A 13,973-nucleotide genomic window follows, 5' to 3' on the forward strand; every position below is an offset into this window, starting at 1 on the left:
GAAATTAGTGTGAAGCGCGCCGATAGGCCGGATTCTGTGCGGCGCGGTTGCCCGCGCCGTGACCGCCATTCCTCTGGGCCGGGGGTCGCCCCACCGGCTCGGTGCTACCTACCCGCCGGCTCCGCGGAGCCACATCGATGCCGGCCTATTTGGTATTGCTGCGCGTAGAGATTGCCCGTTTCACCCGGCAAGCCCCCTTTCGGAAACCCACCGACTCGTCTCTGTTGCTCTGATCCTCACCTCGCGGTGGACAGGTGTTGCCTGCTACGCTGCCCTGTGCAGTCCGGACCTTCCTCCAGTGCCACCTTTCGGTGATCGCACCAGCGGCGGTCTGGCGTGCTTCACGTTGCGTATTATCCCGGACCCGGCCCGCAACCCTGCGGGCCGCCTGCTTGATCGACACAAGCCCGTGATCCGAATCTCCGAACTCAAGCTTCCCCTCTCGCAGGCGGAGCAGCCCGAAACGCCCCTGCGCACCGCCGCCGCGGCCGTGCTGGGCGTGCCCGACGCCGCCATCGCCCGCCTGGAGGTGTTCAAGCGCAGCTTCGACGCCCGCAAGGCCGACCTGCTGGCGGTGTACATCGTGGACCTCGCGCTGGCCGACCCGGCAGCCGAACCGGCATTGCTGCAGCGTCTGGCCAAACACCCGCACGTGGCGCCCACGCCGGACATGGCCTGGCGCCCGCCCGTCACCGCGGCATCGGCGCCGGATCCCCGCCCGGTGGTGATCGGCTTCGGCCCCTGCGGCATCTTCGCGGCGCTGGTGCTGGCCCAGATGGGCCTCAAGCCCATCGTGCTGGAGCGCGGCAAGCCGGTGCGCGAGCGCACCAAGGACACCTGGGGCCTGTGGCGCAAGCGTGAGCTGCACCCGGAGAGCAACGTGCAGTTCGGCGAGGGCGGCGCCGGCACCTTCTCGGACGGCAAGCTCTACAGCCAGATCAAGGACCCGCGGTACCTCGGCCGCAAGGTGATGCGCGAATTCGTCCAGGCGGGCGCACCCGAGGACATCCTGTACGTCGCCCACCCGCACATCGGCACCTTCAAGCTGGTGAAGGTGGTGGAGCGCCTGCGCGAGCAGATCCTGGCCCTGGGCGGCGAGATCCGCTTCCAGCAGCGGGTGATGGACTTCCACATCGAGGACGGCCAGGTGCGCGGCCTCACGGTGCTGCACCAGGACAGCGGCGCCACCTCCGAGCTGCGCGCCGACCACGTGGTGCTGGCTTTGGGCCACAGCTCGCGCGACACCTTCGAGGCACTGCACCAGCGTGGCGTGCACCTGGAGGCGAAGCCTTTCTCCATCGGCTTTCGCATCGAGCACCCGCAGGGGATGATCGACCGCGCCCGCTGGGGCCGGCATGCCGGCCATCCGCTGCTGGGCGCGGCCGACTACAAGCTGGTCCACCACGCGAGCAACGGCCGCGCGGTCTACAGCTTCTGCATGTGCCCGGGCGGCACGGTGGTGGCCGCCACTTCGGAGCCGCAGCGCGTGGTCACCAACGGCATGAGCCAGTATTCGCGCAACGAGCGCAACGCCAACGCCGGTGTGGTGGTGTCCATCGAACCGGCCGATTACCCCGGCGGCCCGCTGGCCGGCGTGGCGCTGCAGCGCGAGCTGGAGTCCCGCGCCTTCGTGCTGGGCGGCGGTACCTACGAGGCGCCCGGGCAGCTGGTGGGCGACTTCATCGCCGGGCGGCCGTCCACCCAGTTCGGCGACGTGCAGCCCTCCTACAAGCCGGGCGTGAAGCTGGGCGACCTGCATCCCTCGCTGCCGCCCTACGCCATCGAGGCCATGCGCGAGGCGCTGCCGGCGTTCGGCCGCAAGATCCAGGGCTTCGACCGGCCCGATGCGGTGCTGACCGGCGTGGAGACCCGCACCTCCTCGCCGGTGCGCATCACGCGCGGCGACGATTTCCAGAGCCTGAACGTGCGGGGCCTCTACCCCGCCGGTGAAGGCGCCGGCTACGCGGGCGGCATCCTGTCCGCCGGCGTGGACGGCATCAAGGTCGGTGAGGCGGTAGCGCGCAGCATCGCCGGCACCCACCAGATCGCAGAACTGACGACATGAACGACGAAACCCCCACCGCCGCCCCCGCGGCCCCCGCCGAGGGCGGCGCTGCACGGCAGCAGAAGAAGCGAAAGGCGGCGCGGCCGCTGCATCCGGTGCTGCACACGCTCTTCGAGCTGTACCCGCGCCTGTTCGGCGCGCGCTTCCTGCCGCTCAAGCTGGGCGTGTTCGAGGAGATGGTGGCCGCCCACCCCGACCGCCTGAAGGCCGAGGAGCTGAAGGTGGCGCTGGGCCTGCACACGCGGTCCACCCGCTACCTGGAGGCCGTGGCCGCCGGCGTGCCGCGGCACGACCTGCAGGCGCAGCCGGTGGAGCCGGTGGCGCCGGAACACGTGCACCACGCCATCCTGGAGCTCTACCGCCGCAAGAGCGCGACGCCGCAGGAGCCGCTGGCGCGCGAGCGCGCCGTCAAGCAGCTCGTCGAAGCGGTCGGCCGTTCCGGCCTGGGCCGCGACGGCTACCGCGAGCGCTTCGGGGCCGGCCCGGACTTCGCGGTCGCGCTGCTGGACGAGGCGCTGATGGCGATCGGCCAGAAGTCGGCCCGGCAGGAGGCGCTGCAGCGGGCATTCCAGGCCAGCGGCAAGAGCGTGGAGGACTTCGCGGAGATGTACGGGCTGAGCACGGCCGAGGTAAAGGCGCTGGGCGCCGCCGCCTAGTCCAGCAGTCCGTCATTCCCGCGAAGGCGGGAATCCAGGGCTTCCGGCTTCTTGAAGGGCATCCGGGGCGCGCTGCGCTGGATTCCCGCCTCCGCGGGAATGACGGGGACGAGGACAGGTGCCCGGGTGTGAATAGCAAGAAAAAAGCCGCCAGAAGGCGGCTTTTCTTTTGCGAGCGGAGTGCCCTCAGCCCTGCGCCGACTGCAGCGCCGCGATGCGCTCCTCGATCGGCGGGTGCGTGGAGAACAGCTTGCCCACGCCCGAGGTGATGCCCATCGACTGCAGGCCCTTGGGCAGCTCGCCCGGGACCATGCCGCCCAGGCGGGCCAGCGCGTTGATCATCGGCTGGCGGCGACCCATCAGCTGGGCCGAGCCGCTGTCGGCGCGGAACTCGCGCTGGCGCGAGAACCAGGCCACGATGATGGCGGCCAGGAAGCCCAGCAGGATGTCCAGCACGATGGTGGTGATCATGTAGCCGATGCCCGGGCCCGAGCGCTGCTCGCCGCGGCTGAGCCAGCCGTCCACCAGGTAGCCGATCACCCGCGACAGGAACACGACGAAGGTGTTCATCACGCCCTGGATCAGCGTCATGGTGACCATGTCGCCGTTGGCGATGTGCGCGACCTCGTGGCCGATGACCGCCTCGACCTCCTCGCGCGTCATGCCCTGCAGCAGGCCGGTGGACACCGCGACCAGCGCGCTGTTCTTGAAGGCACCCGTGGCGAAGGCGTTGGGCTCGCCCGGGAAGATGCCGACCTCGGGCATGCCGATGCCGGCCTTGTCGGCGAAGCCGCGCACCGTCTCGACGATCCAGCGCTCGTCCGGGCCTTCGGCGCCGGTGATCAGCTGCACGCCCGAGCTCCACTTGGCGATCGTCTTGGACAGCAGCAGCGAGATGATGGCGCCGCCGAAGCCCATGATGAAGGCGAAGCCCAGCAGTGCGCCCAGGTTCAGGCCGTTGGCGGTCAGGTACCGGTTGACGCCCAGCAGGTTGGCCACGATTCCCAGCACCACCACGACCGCGAGGTTGGTGGCCAGGAACAGGAAGATGCGTTTCATAAGGCTCCGAAAAGTGAAGTCCGGGGATTCCAGCGCCCAGATGAGGTGATGGCACCGGGTTTCAAGGGCCGCGCCCCCTGGCGCGCGCCGAATTCTGCCCTGCCTTCACCGCCTGCGCGGCCGGAAAACCACAGAGTCGTCGTAGAACGAAAAGTTCAGGTTCCCCGCGTCCCAGCCCGGGATGCCCGCCAAGGGCAAGGGCGTGAACGGCTTGCCGGCCAGCCGCTGCGGCGTGCAACGCTGCGCCAGCCAGGTGTCCGCGGCCTCGAATTCCGGGAGGGGGCAGGTCTCGTGCCAGACGTGCGCCGTCAGGTCCTTGCGCGGCGCCGCCAGTTTTTCCAGCAGCGCGTGGCCGAACACCACCACGCGGGCCTCCTGCCAGCGGGGCCGCAGGTCGATGAACAGGCGCTTCCAGTTCCGCGCCAGCAAGGCGTCCCACACCGGCGGCGGCGCGTCTAGCAGCGCGCCGTTCTCGTCGAACAGGGTGATGGCGTCGCGCACCGGCCCGCGCCGGCCGCCGATGCCGTGCGCGGCGATCTCGCCGGCCTGCAACGCGTTCAGCCTCGCCTTGCTGCGCGGCAGGCGGTGCCAGACCAGGCCGTTGAAGAAGTCGTGCAGGTTGTCGCGGGTCGGGCACTCGCGGCGCTCGAAGATGAACTGCTCGTAGGGCATGCCCTCCGGCAGCGCGTCCTGCGCGACGAAGCGCACGGGCGACGGGGCCTGTGCGTTCAGCGTTTCGTGGAGGGGACTGGCGGCGGCCACAAGCTGCTCGACCGCCTGCCCCGGCTCGCGCCAGGGCGCGTACCAGGGCGCTTCCCAGTCCAGGCGCTCAGTCAACGCCGTCCAGGCGCCGGAGCTTGTTGGGCGCGCGTGCCGGCGACAGTTCGATGGGCAGGTCCAGCTTCCTGAAGAAGCTGGGGGCGCTGGTGCTCTTCGTCATCACCTTGGCGTCGCGCAGCATCTTGACCACGGTGTTGAGTTCCAGGGACTCGCCTTCGAGGAACCCGGGCATGTCCTCCAGCAGCGACCAGACGATGGACGCGGGGTCGGAAGCGGGCGCGGGCGCCGGCGGCGGCGGCGGTGCCTTGCGGGCCGTCGTCTTGCGGGCCGACTTGCGGGCGGGGCTCGGGGGCGCCTGCAGCGCAGCGATCGGGGCCGCGACCGGTGCCGCCGCCCGAGCCGAACCCCGGGGCGACAAGGAGACCACTTCGGCGTACACGCGCTGAAGCACGTCGAGGTCGGCCTTGTGCCCCTGCGCGTAGCACAGCACCTCGCGCCCGGATTCCCGCAACCGGACCGCCAGCGGGGCGAAGTCGCCGTCGCTCGAACCGATGGCGACGGTGGGCGGCAGGCCCCCGGCATGCAGCAGGTCCATCGCATCGATGACCAGCGCCGCGTCGGTCGTTCCCCTGCCCTGGTTCACCACCACCCGCGCCGCATGCTTTTGCAGCACGTCGCGGGCCGCCGACAGCGTCTCGGGGCTGCCGTAGGCGCGCAGCACGGTGATCAGGAAGCCGCGAGCGAGGAGGTCGGCGATCGCCTTGTCCGCGACTTCGGGCGACAGGTTGTCGGCGTCGATCAGCAGCGCCGCGGCGGGACGGGCCATCGTGCTCACGCGGACGCGACCGATTGCCATCGCAGCGTCTCGCCTGCCCGCAGCGGCTTGAGCTGGGCCTCGCCGAAGGGATAGGCCTCGGGCACGGTCCAGTCGCGGCGCTGCAGGGTGAGCCGGCCGCGGTTGCGCGGCAGGCCGTAGAAGTCGGCGCCCCAGAAGCTGGCGAAGCCTTCCAGGCGGTCGAGCGCGCCGGCGGCGTCGAAGGCCTCGGCGTAGAGCTCCATCGCGGCATGCCCGGTGTAGCAGCCGGCGCAGCCCAGGGCGTGTTCCTTCAGCTGCGCGGCGTGCGGTGCGCTGTCGGTGCCCAGGAAGAACTTGGGGCTGCCGGAGGTGGCCGCTTCCACCAGCGCGACGCGGTGCGTTTCGCGCTTGAGCACCGGCAGGCAGTAGAAGTGCGGGCGGATGCCGCCGGTGAAGATCGCGTTGCGGTTGTAGAGCAGGTGGTGCGCGGTGATCGTGGCCGCGGTGAAGTCATCGGCGTCGCGGATGTACTGCGCGGCCTCGCGGGTGGTGATGTGCTCCATCACGATCTTCAGGCCGGGGAAGTCGCGGCGCAGCGGGATCAGCTGCTGGTCGATGAAGACCGCCTCACGGTCGAACAGGTCCACCTCCGGCGACGTGACCTCGCCGTGAACCAGCAGCGGCAGGCCTTCCTTCTGCATCGCCTCCAGCGTGCGGGCGGTCTTGCGGATGTCGGTCACGCCGAAGTCGCTGTTGGTGGTGGCGCCGGCCGGATAGAGCTTCACGGCCGCCACGCCCGCCTCGCGCGCGCGGCGGATCTCGTCGGGCGGCAGGTTGTCGGTGAGGTAGAGCGTCATCAGCGGCTCGAAGTCGGCACCGGCCGGCAGCGCCGCGAGGATCCGCTCGCGGTAGGCCTGGGCCAGGGCCGCCGTGGTGATCGGCGGCTTGAGGTTGGGCATGATGATCGCGCGCGCGAACTGCGCCGCCGAATGCGGCAGCACGGCCGCCAGGGCGGCGCCGTCGCGCAGGTGCAGGTGCCAGTCGTCGGGTCGGGTGATCGTGAGGGAGTCGGCCATACAGGCCCGATTGTCCCAGAGCGCGGCGCGGCGCGGCTCAGCGGCCAGGGCCGTGGCGGAAAGCGGAGGGCGTCATCCCGGTGTGGTCGCGGAACACCCGGCTGAAATGGGAAGGGTTGCCGAAGCCCCAGGACAGGGCGATGTCGGTGATCGGCCGGGCGTTGGGGCCTGCGTGCTGCAGTTCCCGCACGCAGGCCTCCAGCCGCAGGCGCTGCATGTGGGCGGCGATGGATTCGCCCTCGCCCGCGAAGGCGTTGTACAGGTGGCGGCGGCTGCAATTGAGCGCGCGGGCGATGGTGTCCACCGACAGCTCGGGGTCGCGCAGGTGCTGCTGCACGTAGGTGCGGATCCGGTCGCGCAGCGCCTCGCGCTGGGTGACGGCCGTCTCCAGCCCGGCCAGCTCCATCAGCGAGAGCTGCACCAGCTGCTTGATCATCTCGCCCGCCCCGCGCGCTGCCGCCTCGCTCATGTGCGGCAGCTCCTGGTAGGTGTTGCGCATGGTCTCCAGCGCCACGCGCGAGATGCCGCTGGCGCCCAGGCGCCGCGCCATCACGCCTTCGACCCGCAGCGCCCGCTCGGTGACCGCGTCCTTGGGCACCATCACGATGAGGTGGTCGACGCGCTCGGGGTTGGCGATCTCGTACGCGGCGGTGGTGTCGTAGATGACCCAGGCGCCCTCGCGAGCACAGGCCTCGCGCCCCTGCTGCTGCACGGTGGCGCTGCCCTGCCAGGGCGCGACGATCTTCAGGTAGGCGGTGTCGCTGGTGCGCGCCATGCCCGGCGTGCGCAGCACGCGGTGGCGGTTCGCCTCCAGCCGCGTGAGGATGACGTCGCCGGCATGCGAGGCGACCAGCTGGCCGTCGAATGCCGTGTCGCCGTACAGGTCGGATTCGAGCCCGCCGAAATGGCGCCAGACCCACTCGCACCACTGGGGCGCCCGCTCGCGCGGAGCGACCACGTCGGTGGTGAAGCTCAGGGACTCGGCCATGCGCGGGATTATCCGCGCCGCCTCTCGGGTCGGCCTTGCGACGGTTGAGGGAAAACCCGCCCCCTGGTGCACGCGCAGTACAGCGCATAGTGCCCGCGCAGCAAAGCAGCGCCGCTGCCCGCTTCGTACGATCCGCCGACCACCTTCCGAGGAGACCGCGATGTCGCACCCGATGCGCCCGAATCCCAGCAACCGCCGCCAGTTCATCCGTGGCGCTGCCGCCACCGTCGGCGCGATGTCGGTGGCGCCCCACCTGATCGCCCAGTCCGGCCCGGTGCGGGTGGGCTACGCGATCGCGCGCACGGGCCCCTGGACCGGCGGCGCGCAGGTCAGCCAGGAGCCCAACTACCTGCTGTGGGCCGAGCAGCAGAACGCCGCCGGTGGTTTGGACATCAAGGGCGTCAAGCGGCCGATCGAGCTGATCAGCAGCGACGACCGCAGCGAGGTCGAGACCGTGGTGCGCACCTACGAGAAGCTGATGGGCAGCGACAAGGTCGACCTGGTGCTGCCGCCCTGGGGCAGCAACGCCAACTTCGCCGTCGCGCCGCTGGCCAACCGCTTCGGCTATCCCTTCCTCGCCCCCACCGCGCTCTCGCGCCGGCTGGTGGAGATGAAGCTGCCCTACTTCTTCCTGCTGCTGCAGCAGCCCAAGCCGATGTGCGACGCGATCGTCGACATGCTCAAGGCCAACGGCGCGAAGACGGCCGCCTGCATCTACGTGGACGACCTGTTCGGGCTGGAGAACTACGCGGCGCTCAAGGTGGCGCTGGCCGGCAGCGGCATCCAGCTGGTGCAGGACACCAGCTACCCGGGCGGCGTGAAGGACCTGTCGCCCACGCTTCGCTCCATCAAGGACAAGAACCCGGACGCCTTCATCGGCTTCACCTACCCGCCCGACACCATCCTGGCCAGCCGCCAGGCCAAGGAGGTCGGCTTCAACCCGAAGTTCTTCTACGCCTCGGTGGGCACCGCCTTCCAGCTTTATCGCAACGTGATGACGTCCGCCGGCGCCGAAGGCGTGCTGGGCATGGGTTCGTGGAACGCCAAGACCAGCCCCGGCGCCAAGGCGTACTTCGACGCGCACACGAAGAAGTTCGGCGGCAAGGAGCCGGACCGCTGGGCCAGCGGGCATTGCTGGGCGGGGCTGGAAATCCTGACCCAGGGTGTCAAGCAGGTGGGCCTGGACCGCAAGGCGCTGCGCGACTACATCGCCAACACCACGCACAAGACCATCATCGGCGACGTGAAGTTCACCGGCAGCGAGAACACCGCCACGCCGGGCACCGTCGGCCAGTGGCAGAACGGCGAGATGGAGGTGGTGTGGCCGCAGAAGGTGGCCACGGCCAAGCTCAACCCGAACAAGCCGGCCTGGAAGTAGGCACGGAACCCGCGCCGATCCCCCGTCATTCCCGCGCAGGCGGGAATCCAGTGCGTCCGCCTCCTTCCTCTCCTGTTGAATGCACGGAATCCCCGCCTCCGCGGGGATGACGACCACCTCATGTCCCTCGGCGCCTGGCTCGAACTCCTGACCTCCGGCTTGATCACCGGGGGCATCTACGCGCTCGTCGCGCTCGGGCTGAACCTGCAGTACGGGCTGATGCGCATCCTGAACATCGCGCACGGCGAGTTCCTGATGGTGGGCGCCTATCTCACCTGGATGGTGCAGACCTCGTTCGGCGTCCATCCGCTCGTGATGGTGCCGGTGTCCTTCGCGCTGCTGATGGCACTGGGCCTGGCCATCCACTTCCTCTGCTTCCGGCGGCTGACGGCCACCTCGGCCAACCTGGACATCTTCGAGGCGCGCGGGCTGATGGTCGCCTTCGGCCTGATGTTCCTGGTGCAGAACTTCGTCAACTGGATCTGGGGCGGCGACCTGCGCGGCTACGAGTTCCTCACCGATCCCGTTCGCTTCGGAGGCGCCCAGTTCGCGGCCAACAAGCTGCTGGTGTTCGCGCTCGCCCTGCTGTTCGCCGGCGCCATGATCGTGCTGCTGCGCATGACGCTGCTGGGCAAGGGCGTGCGGGCGCTGATGCAGTCGCCGGTCGGCGCGCAGCTGGTGGGCATCAACACGCGGATGCTGCATCCGCTGATGTTCGGCATCGGCCTCGGACTGTCGGGCGTGGCCGGCTGCCTGCTGTCGATGGCCTACACGATCTCGCCTTCCATGGGCGAGCCCTACACCGTGACCGCGCTGATCGTCATCACGCTGGGCGGCTTCGGCAGCATGTCGGGCGCGCTGGCGGGCGGCCTCCTGCTGGGCGTGGTGGAAGCCCTGGGCATGCACTTCACCAATCCCTCGCTCAAGGCGCTGCTGTCGTACACGGTGTTCATCGCCGTGCTGCTGCTGCGGCCCGAAGGCCTGTTCACGCGAAAGAGCCGCAAGGCATGACCTCACGCCAACTGCTCGTTCGCGACCTGCTGGTGCTGCTCGGCCTGACCGGCTGGGCGCTCGCCCTGCCCTACTGGGGCTCGGACTTCATCGTCTCGCTGGCGCTGACCTGCCTGATGTACATCGCCCTGTCCTCCAGCTGGGCGCTGTTCTGCGGCTTCACCCGCTACCTGTCCCTGGCGACCTCGGCCTTCTTCGGCATCGGGGCCTACGCCTGCGCGCTGTCGCTGGAGACGATGCCCTGGTGGCAGGCCATCGCGCTGGGCGCCGGACTGGCGGCGCTGGTCGCGGTGGCGATGGGCGCCGCGGTGCTGCACCTGCGCGGCACCTACTTCGCGGTGCTCACGTTCGGCATGACGGAGCTGATCCGCCATGGCGTCACCTACTTCGAGAAGAGCGTCACCGGCACCGTGGGCCGGGTGCTCACCGTGGTGCCCGAGCGCGACACCGTCTACCTCACGGTGCTGGCGCTCGCCATGGCGGTGGTGGCGGTCTCCATCGGGGTCCGCCGGACGCGATTCGGCCTCGCCCTGGCCGGCATCGGCGCGGACGAGCAGCGCGCGCAGACGCTGGGCGTCAACACCCGCTGGGTCAAACTGGCCGGCTTCGCCATGACGGCGGCCTTCGCCGGCGCGGTGGGTGCGGCCATGTCGGTGCGCTGGACCTACATCGACCCGGTGACCGTGTTCAACCCGTTCATCGGCTTCCAGACCGTGCTGATCGCGCTGATCGGCGGCGCGCTCACGCTCTGGGGCCCGCTGATCGCGGCCATCGTGTTCAGCCTCCTGGCCGAGACGCTGCGGCTGCAGGCGCCGCAGGTCTACATGATGACGCTGGGCCTGCTGCTGATCCTGTCGGTGCTCTACCTGCCCGGCGGCCTGGCCTCGCTGCGCTGGAACACGCTGCGCGGCTGGTGGCGCGATGCCCGGGCGTGGGGCAAGGAGCGTCGCCACGAGTGGAGCGGCGACAAGGCGCGCGAGAAACAGCGCGCCCGGGAGCGCCGCCTTGTCTGAACCCAGAGTCGTTCTCGACGCCCGTGACGTCACCGTGCGCTTCGGCGGCCTGGTGGCGGTCGATTCGGTGAGCGCCACCTTCCGCGCCGGTGAACTGGTCGGGATCATCGGCCCCAACGGCGCGGGCAAGACCACGTTCTTCAACGCGATCTCGGGCGTACAGGCCCCCACCGCCGGGCGCATGGTGGTGCTGGGCGACGACCTCACCGGCAAGGGCCCGCACCGCTTTGCCGCGCATGGCCTGGCGCGCACCTTCCAGACTCCCCGCGTGTTCGCCGACATGACGGTGGCCGCCAACATCGCCTTCGGCCTCAAGTTCGCCGGCCGCCGCCCCCGCAGGTACTGGCTGTGGGGCGAAGAGGCGCAGGTGCCGTGGACGCTGCGCGACGCGCCCCGCATCCTGCAGCTGATCGGCCTGTCGCAGCAGGCCGACCTGCCGGCCGGCTCGATCACGCCTTCGCAGCAGCGCCTGCTGGAGATCGGCATGGCGCTGGCGACCCGGCCCAAGCTGCTGCTGCTGGACGAAGTGGCCGCCGGCCTCACCGAGGTGGAGATCGAGGACATGGCCCGGCTGATCCGGCGCCTGCGCGACGAGCTCGACCTCACCGTGGTCTGGATCGAGCACGCGGTGCGGGTGCTGCTGCGCCACGTGGAGCGCGTGATCGTGCTGCACCAGGGCCGCAAGATCGCCGACGGCACGCCGCGGGAAGTGGTGCGCGACCCCGATGTGGTCGAGGCCTACCTGGGCGACGAGATGACCGAGGAGCAGCCCGCATGATGTGGTGGCGCGAGACGGCCTTCGAGCACGGCGCCGGCGCACGGCGGGCCCATCTCAAGGTGCGCGGGCTCTCGGCGGGCTACGGGCCCTTCCTGGTGCTGCGCGACCTGGCCTTCGAGGCCCGGCCGGGCCTCACCGTGATCCTGGGCCCCAACGGCGCGGGCAAGACCACGCTGTTGCGCGCGCTCAACGGGCTGATCCCCCGCGCCGGCGAGGTGCTGCTGGATGGCGACGACCTGCCGGAGAAGACGCACGAGATCGTGCGTGGCGGCGTGGCCCTGGTGCCGGAAGGCCGGCAGCTCTTTCCCCAGCTCACCGTGCTGGAGAACCTGGAGCTGGGCGGCTGGCTGGTGCCCAAGGCCGAGCGCGCCGCACGGGTCGAGCGGGTGCTGGTCGACTTCCCCAAACTGCGCGAACGCTCGGGCCAGCTGGCCGGCACCATGAGCGGCGGCGAGCAGCAGATGGTGGCCGTCGCCCGGGCGATGGTGAGCGCCCCGCGCCTGCTGATGCTGGACGAGCCCTCGCTGGGGTTGGCGCCGCGGATGGTGGACGAGCTGCTGGCCATCGCCCGCCGCATCGCGGACGCCGGCACCACCGTGCTCATGGTCGAGCAGAACGTGAAGAAGGCGCTTGCCGTCGCCGACCGCGGCTACGTGCTCGAGCGCGGTACGCTGGTCGCCAGCGGCCCCGCCCGGCTGCTGGCCCGCTCCACCGTCATCCGCGAAACCTACCTCGGTGCTCAGAGCAGCGAGACCACCACTGCCGCCCGCGCGGCCGAACACACGCGATCCGCGCGCCCCGAGCCGGCGCGCGCCTGAATCCCAGACCCAGGAGTCCCCGCCATGTCCGACCTCTCCATGCTGATCAACGGCCTCAAGGTGACGGCCGAGAAGAACGCCACCTTCGAGCGCCGCAACCCGCTCGACGGCACCGTGGCCACGCGCGCCCCCGCGGCGTCGGCCGCCGACGCGAAGATGGCCGCCGACGCCGCCGCCGAGGCCTTCCGCACCTGGAGCGAGACCGGCCCGAGCGAGCGCCGGACCCTGCTGCTCAAGGCCGCCGAGAAGCTGGAAGCCAAGCTGCCCCAGTTCGTCGAAGCTGTGGCGGCGGAGACGGGCGCCACCGGCATGTGGGCCGGCTTCAACGTGATGCTGGCGGCCGGCATGATCCGCGAGGCGGCGTCGCTGACCACGCAGATCGCGGGCGAGGTGATCCCTTCCGACGTGCCCGGCTCGCTGGCGATGGGCGTGCGGCAGCCCGCCGGCGTGGTGCTGGGCATCGCGCCGTGGAACGCGCCCATCATCCTGGGCGTGCGTGCCATCGCCACGCCGCTGGCCTGCGGCAACACCGTCATCCTCAAGGGCAGCGAGAACTGCCCGCGGACGCACCAGCTGATCATCGAAGCTTTCCAGGACGCGGGCTTCCCGGCGGGCGTCGTCAACTACATCACCAACGCACCGCACGAGGCCGGCCTGGTGGTGGAGGCGATGGTGTCGCACCCCGCCGTTCGGCGCGTCAACTTCACCGGCTCCACCCGCGTGGGCCGGCTGATCGCGCAGACCTGCGCCAAGTACCTCAAGCCGGCCGTGCTGGAGCTGGGCGGCAAGGCCCCGCTGGTGCTCCTGGACGACGCCGACATCGACGACGCGGTCAACGCCGCCGCCTTCGGCTGCTTCGCCAACAGCGGCCAGATCTGCATGAGCACCGAACGCATCATCGTCGACGAGAAGGTGGCCGACGAGTTCGCGCGCAAGTTCGCGGCCAAGGCCAAGGCCCTGCCGGTCGGCGATCCACGCAAGCCCGAGCCCGTGGTGCTGGGCAGCGTGATCGGCATGTCCACCGTGGAGCACTGCAACGCGCTGCTGGAAGACGCACTGGCCAAGGGCGCCCGGCTCCTGTGCGGCGGCAAGGCCGACAGCACGCTGATGCCGGCCACGGTGCTGGACCACGTGACGCCCCAGATGCGCATCTACCACGAGGAAAGCTTCGGGCCGGTCAAGCCGATCGTGCGGGTGCGGGGCGTGGAGGAAGCGATCGCCTGCGCCAACGACAACGAATACGGCCTGTCCGCCGCGGTGTTCGGCCGGGACCTGGCGCGGGCGTTCAACGTGGCGCGCCGGATCGACTCCGGCATCTGCCACGTGAACGCGCCGACCGTGCACGACGAGGCGCAGATGCCTTTCGGCGGCGTGAAGGGCAGCGGCATGGGGCGCTTCGGCGGGCGTGCCGGCGTGGCGGAGTTCACCGAGCTGCGCTGGATCACCCTGCAGACGCAGCCGAGGCACTACCCGTTCTAGGCACGCGATCCATCCAACTCGACAGGAACAGCTCGACAGTCATCCGGCTGGCAGGTTTGTCCTGCTTCTTGCCCGT

13 protein-coding genes and 1 other RNA gene are annotated in these 13,973 nt (G+C 70.3%); 8 read left to right on the forward strand and 6 right to left on the reverse strand.

What is annotated here, in order from left to right:
• Positions 1–7: 7 nt before the first annotated feature.
• Positions 8–343, reverse strand: an RNA gene (gene rnpB / locus ASG30_RS20085) — RNase P RNA component class A.
• Positions 344–409: 66 nt separating this feature from the next.
• Between rnpB and ASG30_RS19795 the strand changes: the two genes are divergently transcribed.
• On the forward strand, positions 410–2,065 hold the full coding sequence (locus tag ASG30_RS19795; protein WP_055900980.1) for an NAD(P)/FAD-dependent oxidoreductase: 1,656 nt from the start codon (positions 410–412) through the stop codon (positions 2,063–2,065).
• Positions 2,062–2,721, forward strand: coding sequence for a ProQ/FINO family protein (locus ASG30_RS19800; RefSeq protein ID WP_055900983.1), 660 nt, complete (start codon positions 2,062–2,064; stop codon positions 2,719–2,721). The genes ASG30_RS19795 and ASG30_RS19800 overlap by 4 nt, the downstream gene beginning before the upstream one ends.
• Before the next feature lie 186 nt (positions 2,722–2,907).
• Here ASG30_RS19800 and htpX read toward each other — a convergent pair whose 3' ends face one another.
• From htpX to ASG30_RS19825, 5 genes are all read right to left on the reverse strand, one after another.
• Entirely contained in the window at positions 2,908–3,780 is an 873-nt protein-coding gene (gene htpX, locus ASG30_RS19805) for a protease HtpX (RefSeq protein WP_055900986.1), read from the reverse strand.
• 105 nt (positions 3,781–3,885) lie between these two features.
• Positions 3,886–4,617 carry a DUF3025 domain-containing protein gene (locus tag ASG30_RS19810; RefSeq protein ID WP_055900991.1) on the reverse strand — a complete coding sequence of 244 codons (732 nt, stop codon included), beginning with the start codon at positions 4,615–4,617 and terminating at the stop codon, positions 3,886–3,888.
• Positions 4,610–5,416 carry an NYN domain-containing protein gene (locus ASG30_RS19815; RefSeq protein ID WP_082522211.1) on the reverse strand — a complete coding sequence of 269 codons (807 nt, stop codon included), beginning with the start codon at positions 5,414–5,416 and terminating at the stop codon, positions 4,610–4,612. The genes ASG30_RS19810 and ASG30_RS19815 overlap by 8 nt, the downstream gene beginning before the upstream one ends.
• A complete protein-coding gene (gene pyrC / locus ASG30_RS19820) occupies positions 5,392–6,432 on the reverse strand; it encodes a dihydroorotase (protein WP_055900997.1) in 1,041 nt (346 codons plus the stop codon). Before pyrC ends, ASG30_RS19815 begins: the two co-directional genes overlap by 25 nt.
• A 37-nt stretch (positions 6,433–6,469) precedes the next feature.
• Positions 6,470–7,420: a helix-turn-helix domain-containing protein gene (locus ASG30_RS19825; RefSeq protein ID WP_055901000.1), complete on the reverse strand. Its 951-nt coding sequence runs from the start codon at positions 7,418–7,420 to the stop codon at positions 6,470–6,472.
• 160 nt (positions 7,421–7,580) lie between these two features.
• Here ASG30_RS19825 and ASG30_RS19830 point away from each other — a divergent pair, with 160 nt between their 5' ends.
• The 6 genes from ASG30_RS19830 (at position 7,581) to ASG30_RS19855 (ending at position 13,897) form a co-directional block, all read left to right on the forward strand.
• A complete protein-coding gene (locus tag ASG30_RS19830) occupies positions 7,581–8,798 on the forward strand; it encodes an amino acid ABC transporter substrate-binding protein (RefSeq protein WP_235579846.1) in 1,218 nt (405 codons plus the stop codon).
• A 120-nt stretch (positions 8,799–8,918) separates the two neighbouring features.
• A complete protein-coding gene (locus ASG30_RS19835; RefSeq protein ID WP_055901003.1) occupies positions 8,919–9,809 on the forward strand; it encodes a branched-chain amino acid ABC transporter permease in 891 nt (296 codons plus the stop codon).
• Entirely contained in the window at positions 9,806–10,822 is a 1,017-nt protein-coding gene (locus ASG30_RS19840; protein ID WP_055901007.1) for a branched-chain amino acid ABC transporter permease, read from the forward strand. The genes ASG30_RS19835 and ASG30_RS19840 overlap by 4 nt, the downstream gene beginning before the upstream one ends.
• Positions 10,815–11,600 carry an ABC transporter ATP-binding protein gene (locus tag ASG30_RS19845; RefSeq protein ID WP_055901009.1) on the forward strand — a complete coding sequence of 262 codons (786 nt, stop codon included), beginning with the start codon at positions 10,815–10,817 and terminating at the stop codon, positions 11,598–11,600. Before ASG30_RS19840 ends, ASG30_RS19845 begins: the two co-directional genes overlap by 8 nt.
• Positions 11,597–12,418 (forward strand): ABC transporter ATP-binding protein, encoded by an 822-nt coding sequence (locus ASG30_RS19850; RefSeq protein WP_055901013.1) that lies wholly within the window; start codon positions 11,597–11,599, stop codon positions 12,416–12,418. Before ASG30_RS19845 ends, ASG30_RS19850 begins: the two co-directional genes overlap by 4 nt.
• Before the next feature lie 24 nt (positions 12,419–12,442).
• The gene (locus tag ASG30_RS19855) at positions 12,443–13,897 is read left to right on the forward strand and encodes an aldehyde dehydrogenase (protein ID WP_055901016.1); all 1,455 of its coding nucleotides are present in this window, start codon (positions 12,443–12,445) and stop codon (positions 13,895–13,897) included.
• Positions 13,898–13,973: the final 76 nt, after the last annotated feature.

It is taken from the genome of Ramlibacter sp. Leaf400 (assembly GCF_001424545.1).
Lineage (GTDB): Bacteria > Pseudomonadota > Gammaproteobacteria > Burkholderiales > Burkholderiaceae_C > Ramlibacter.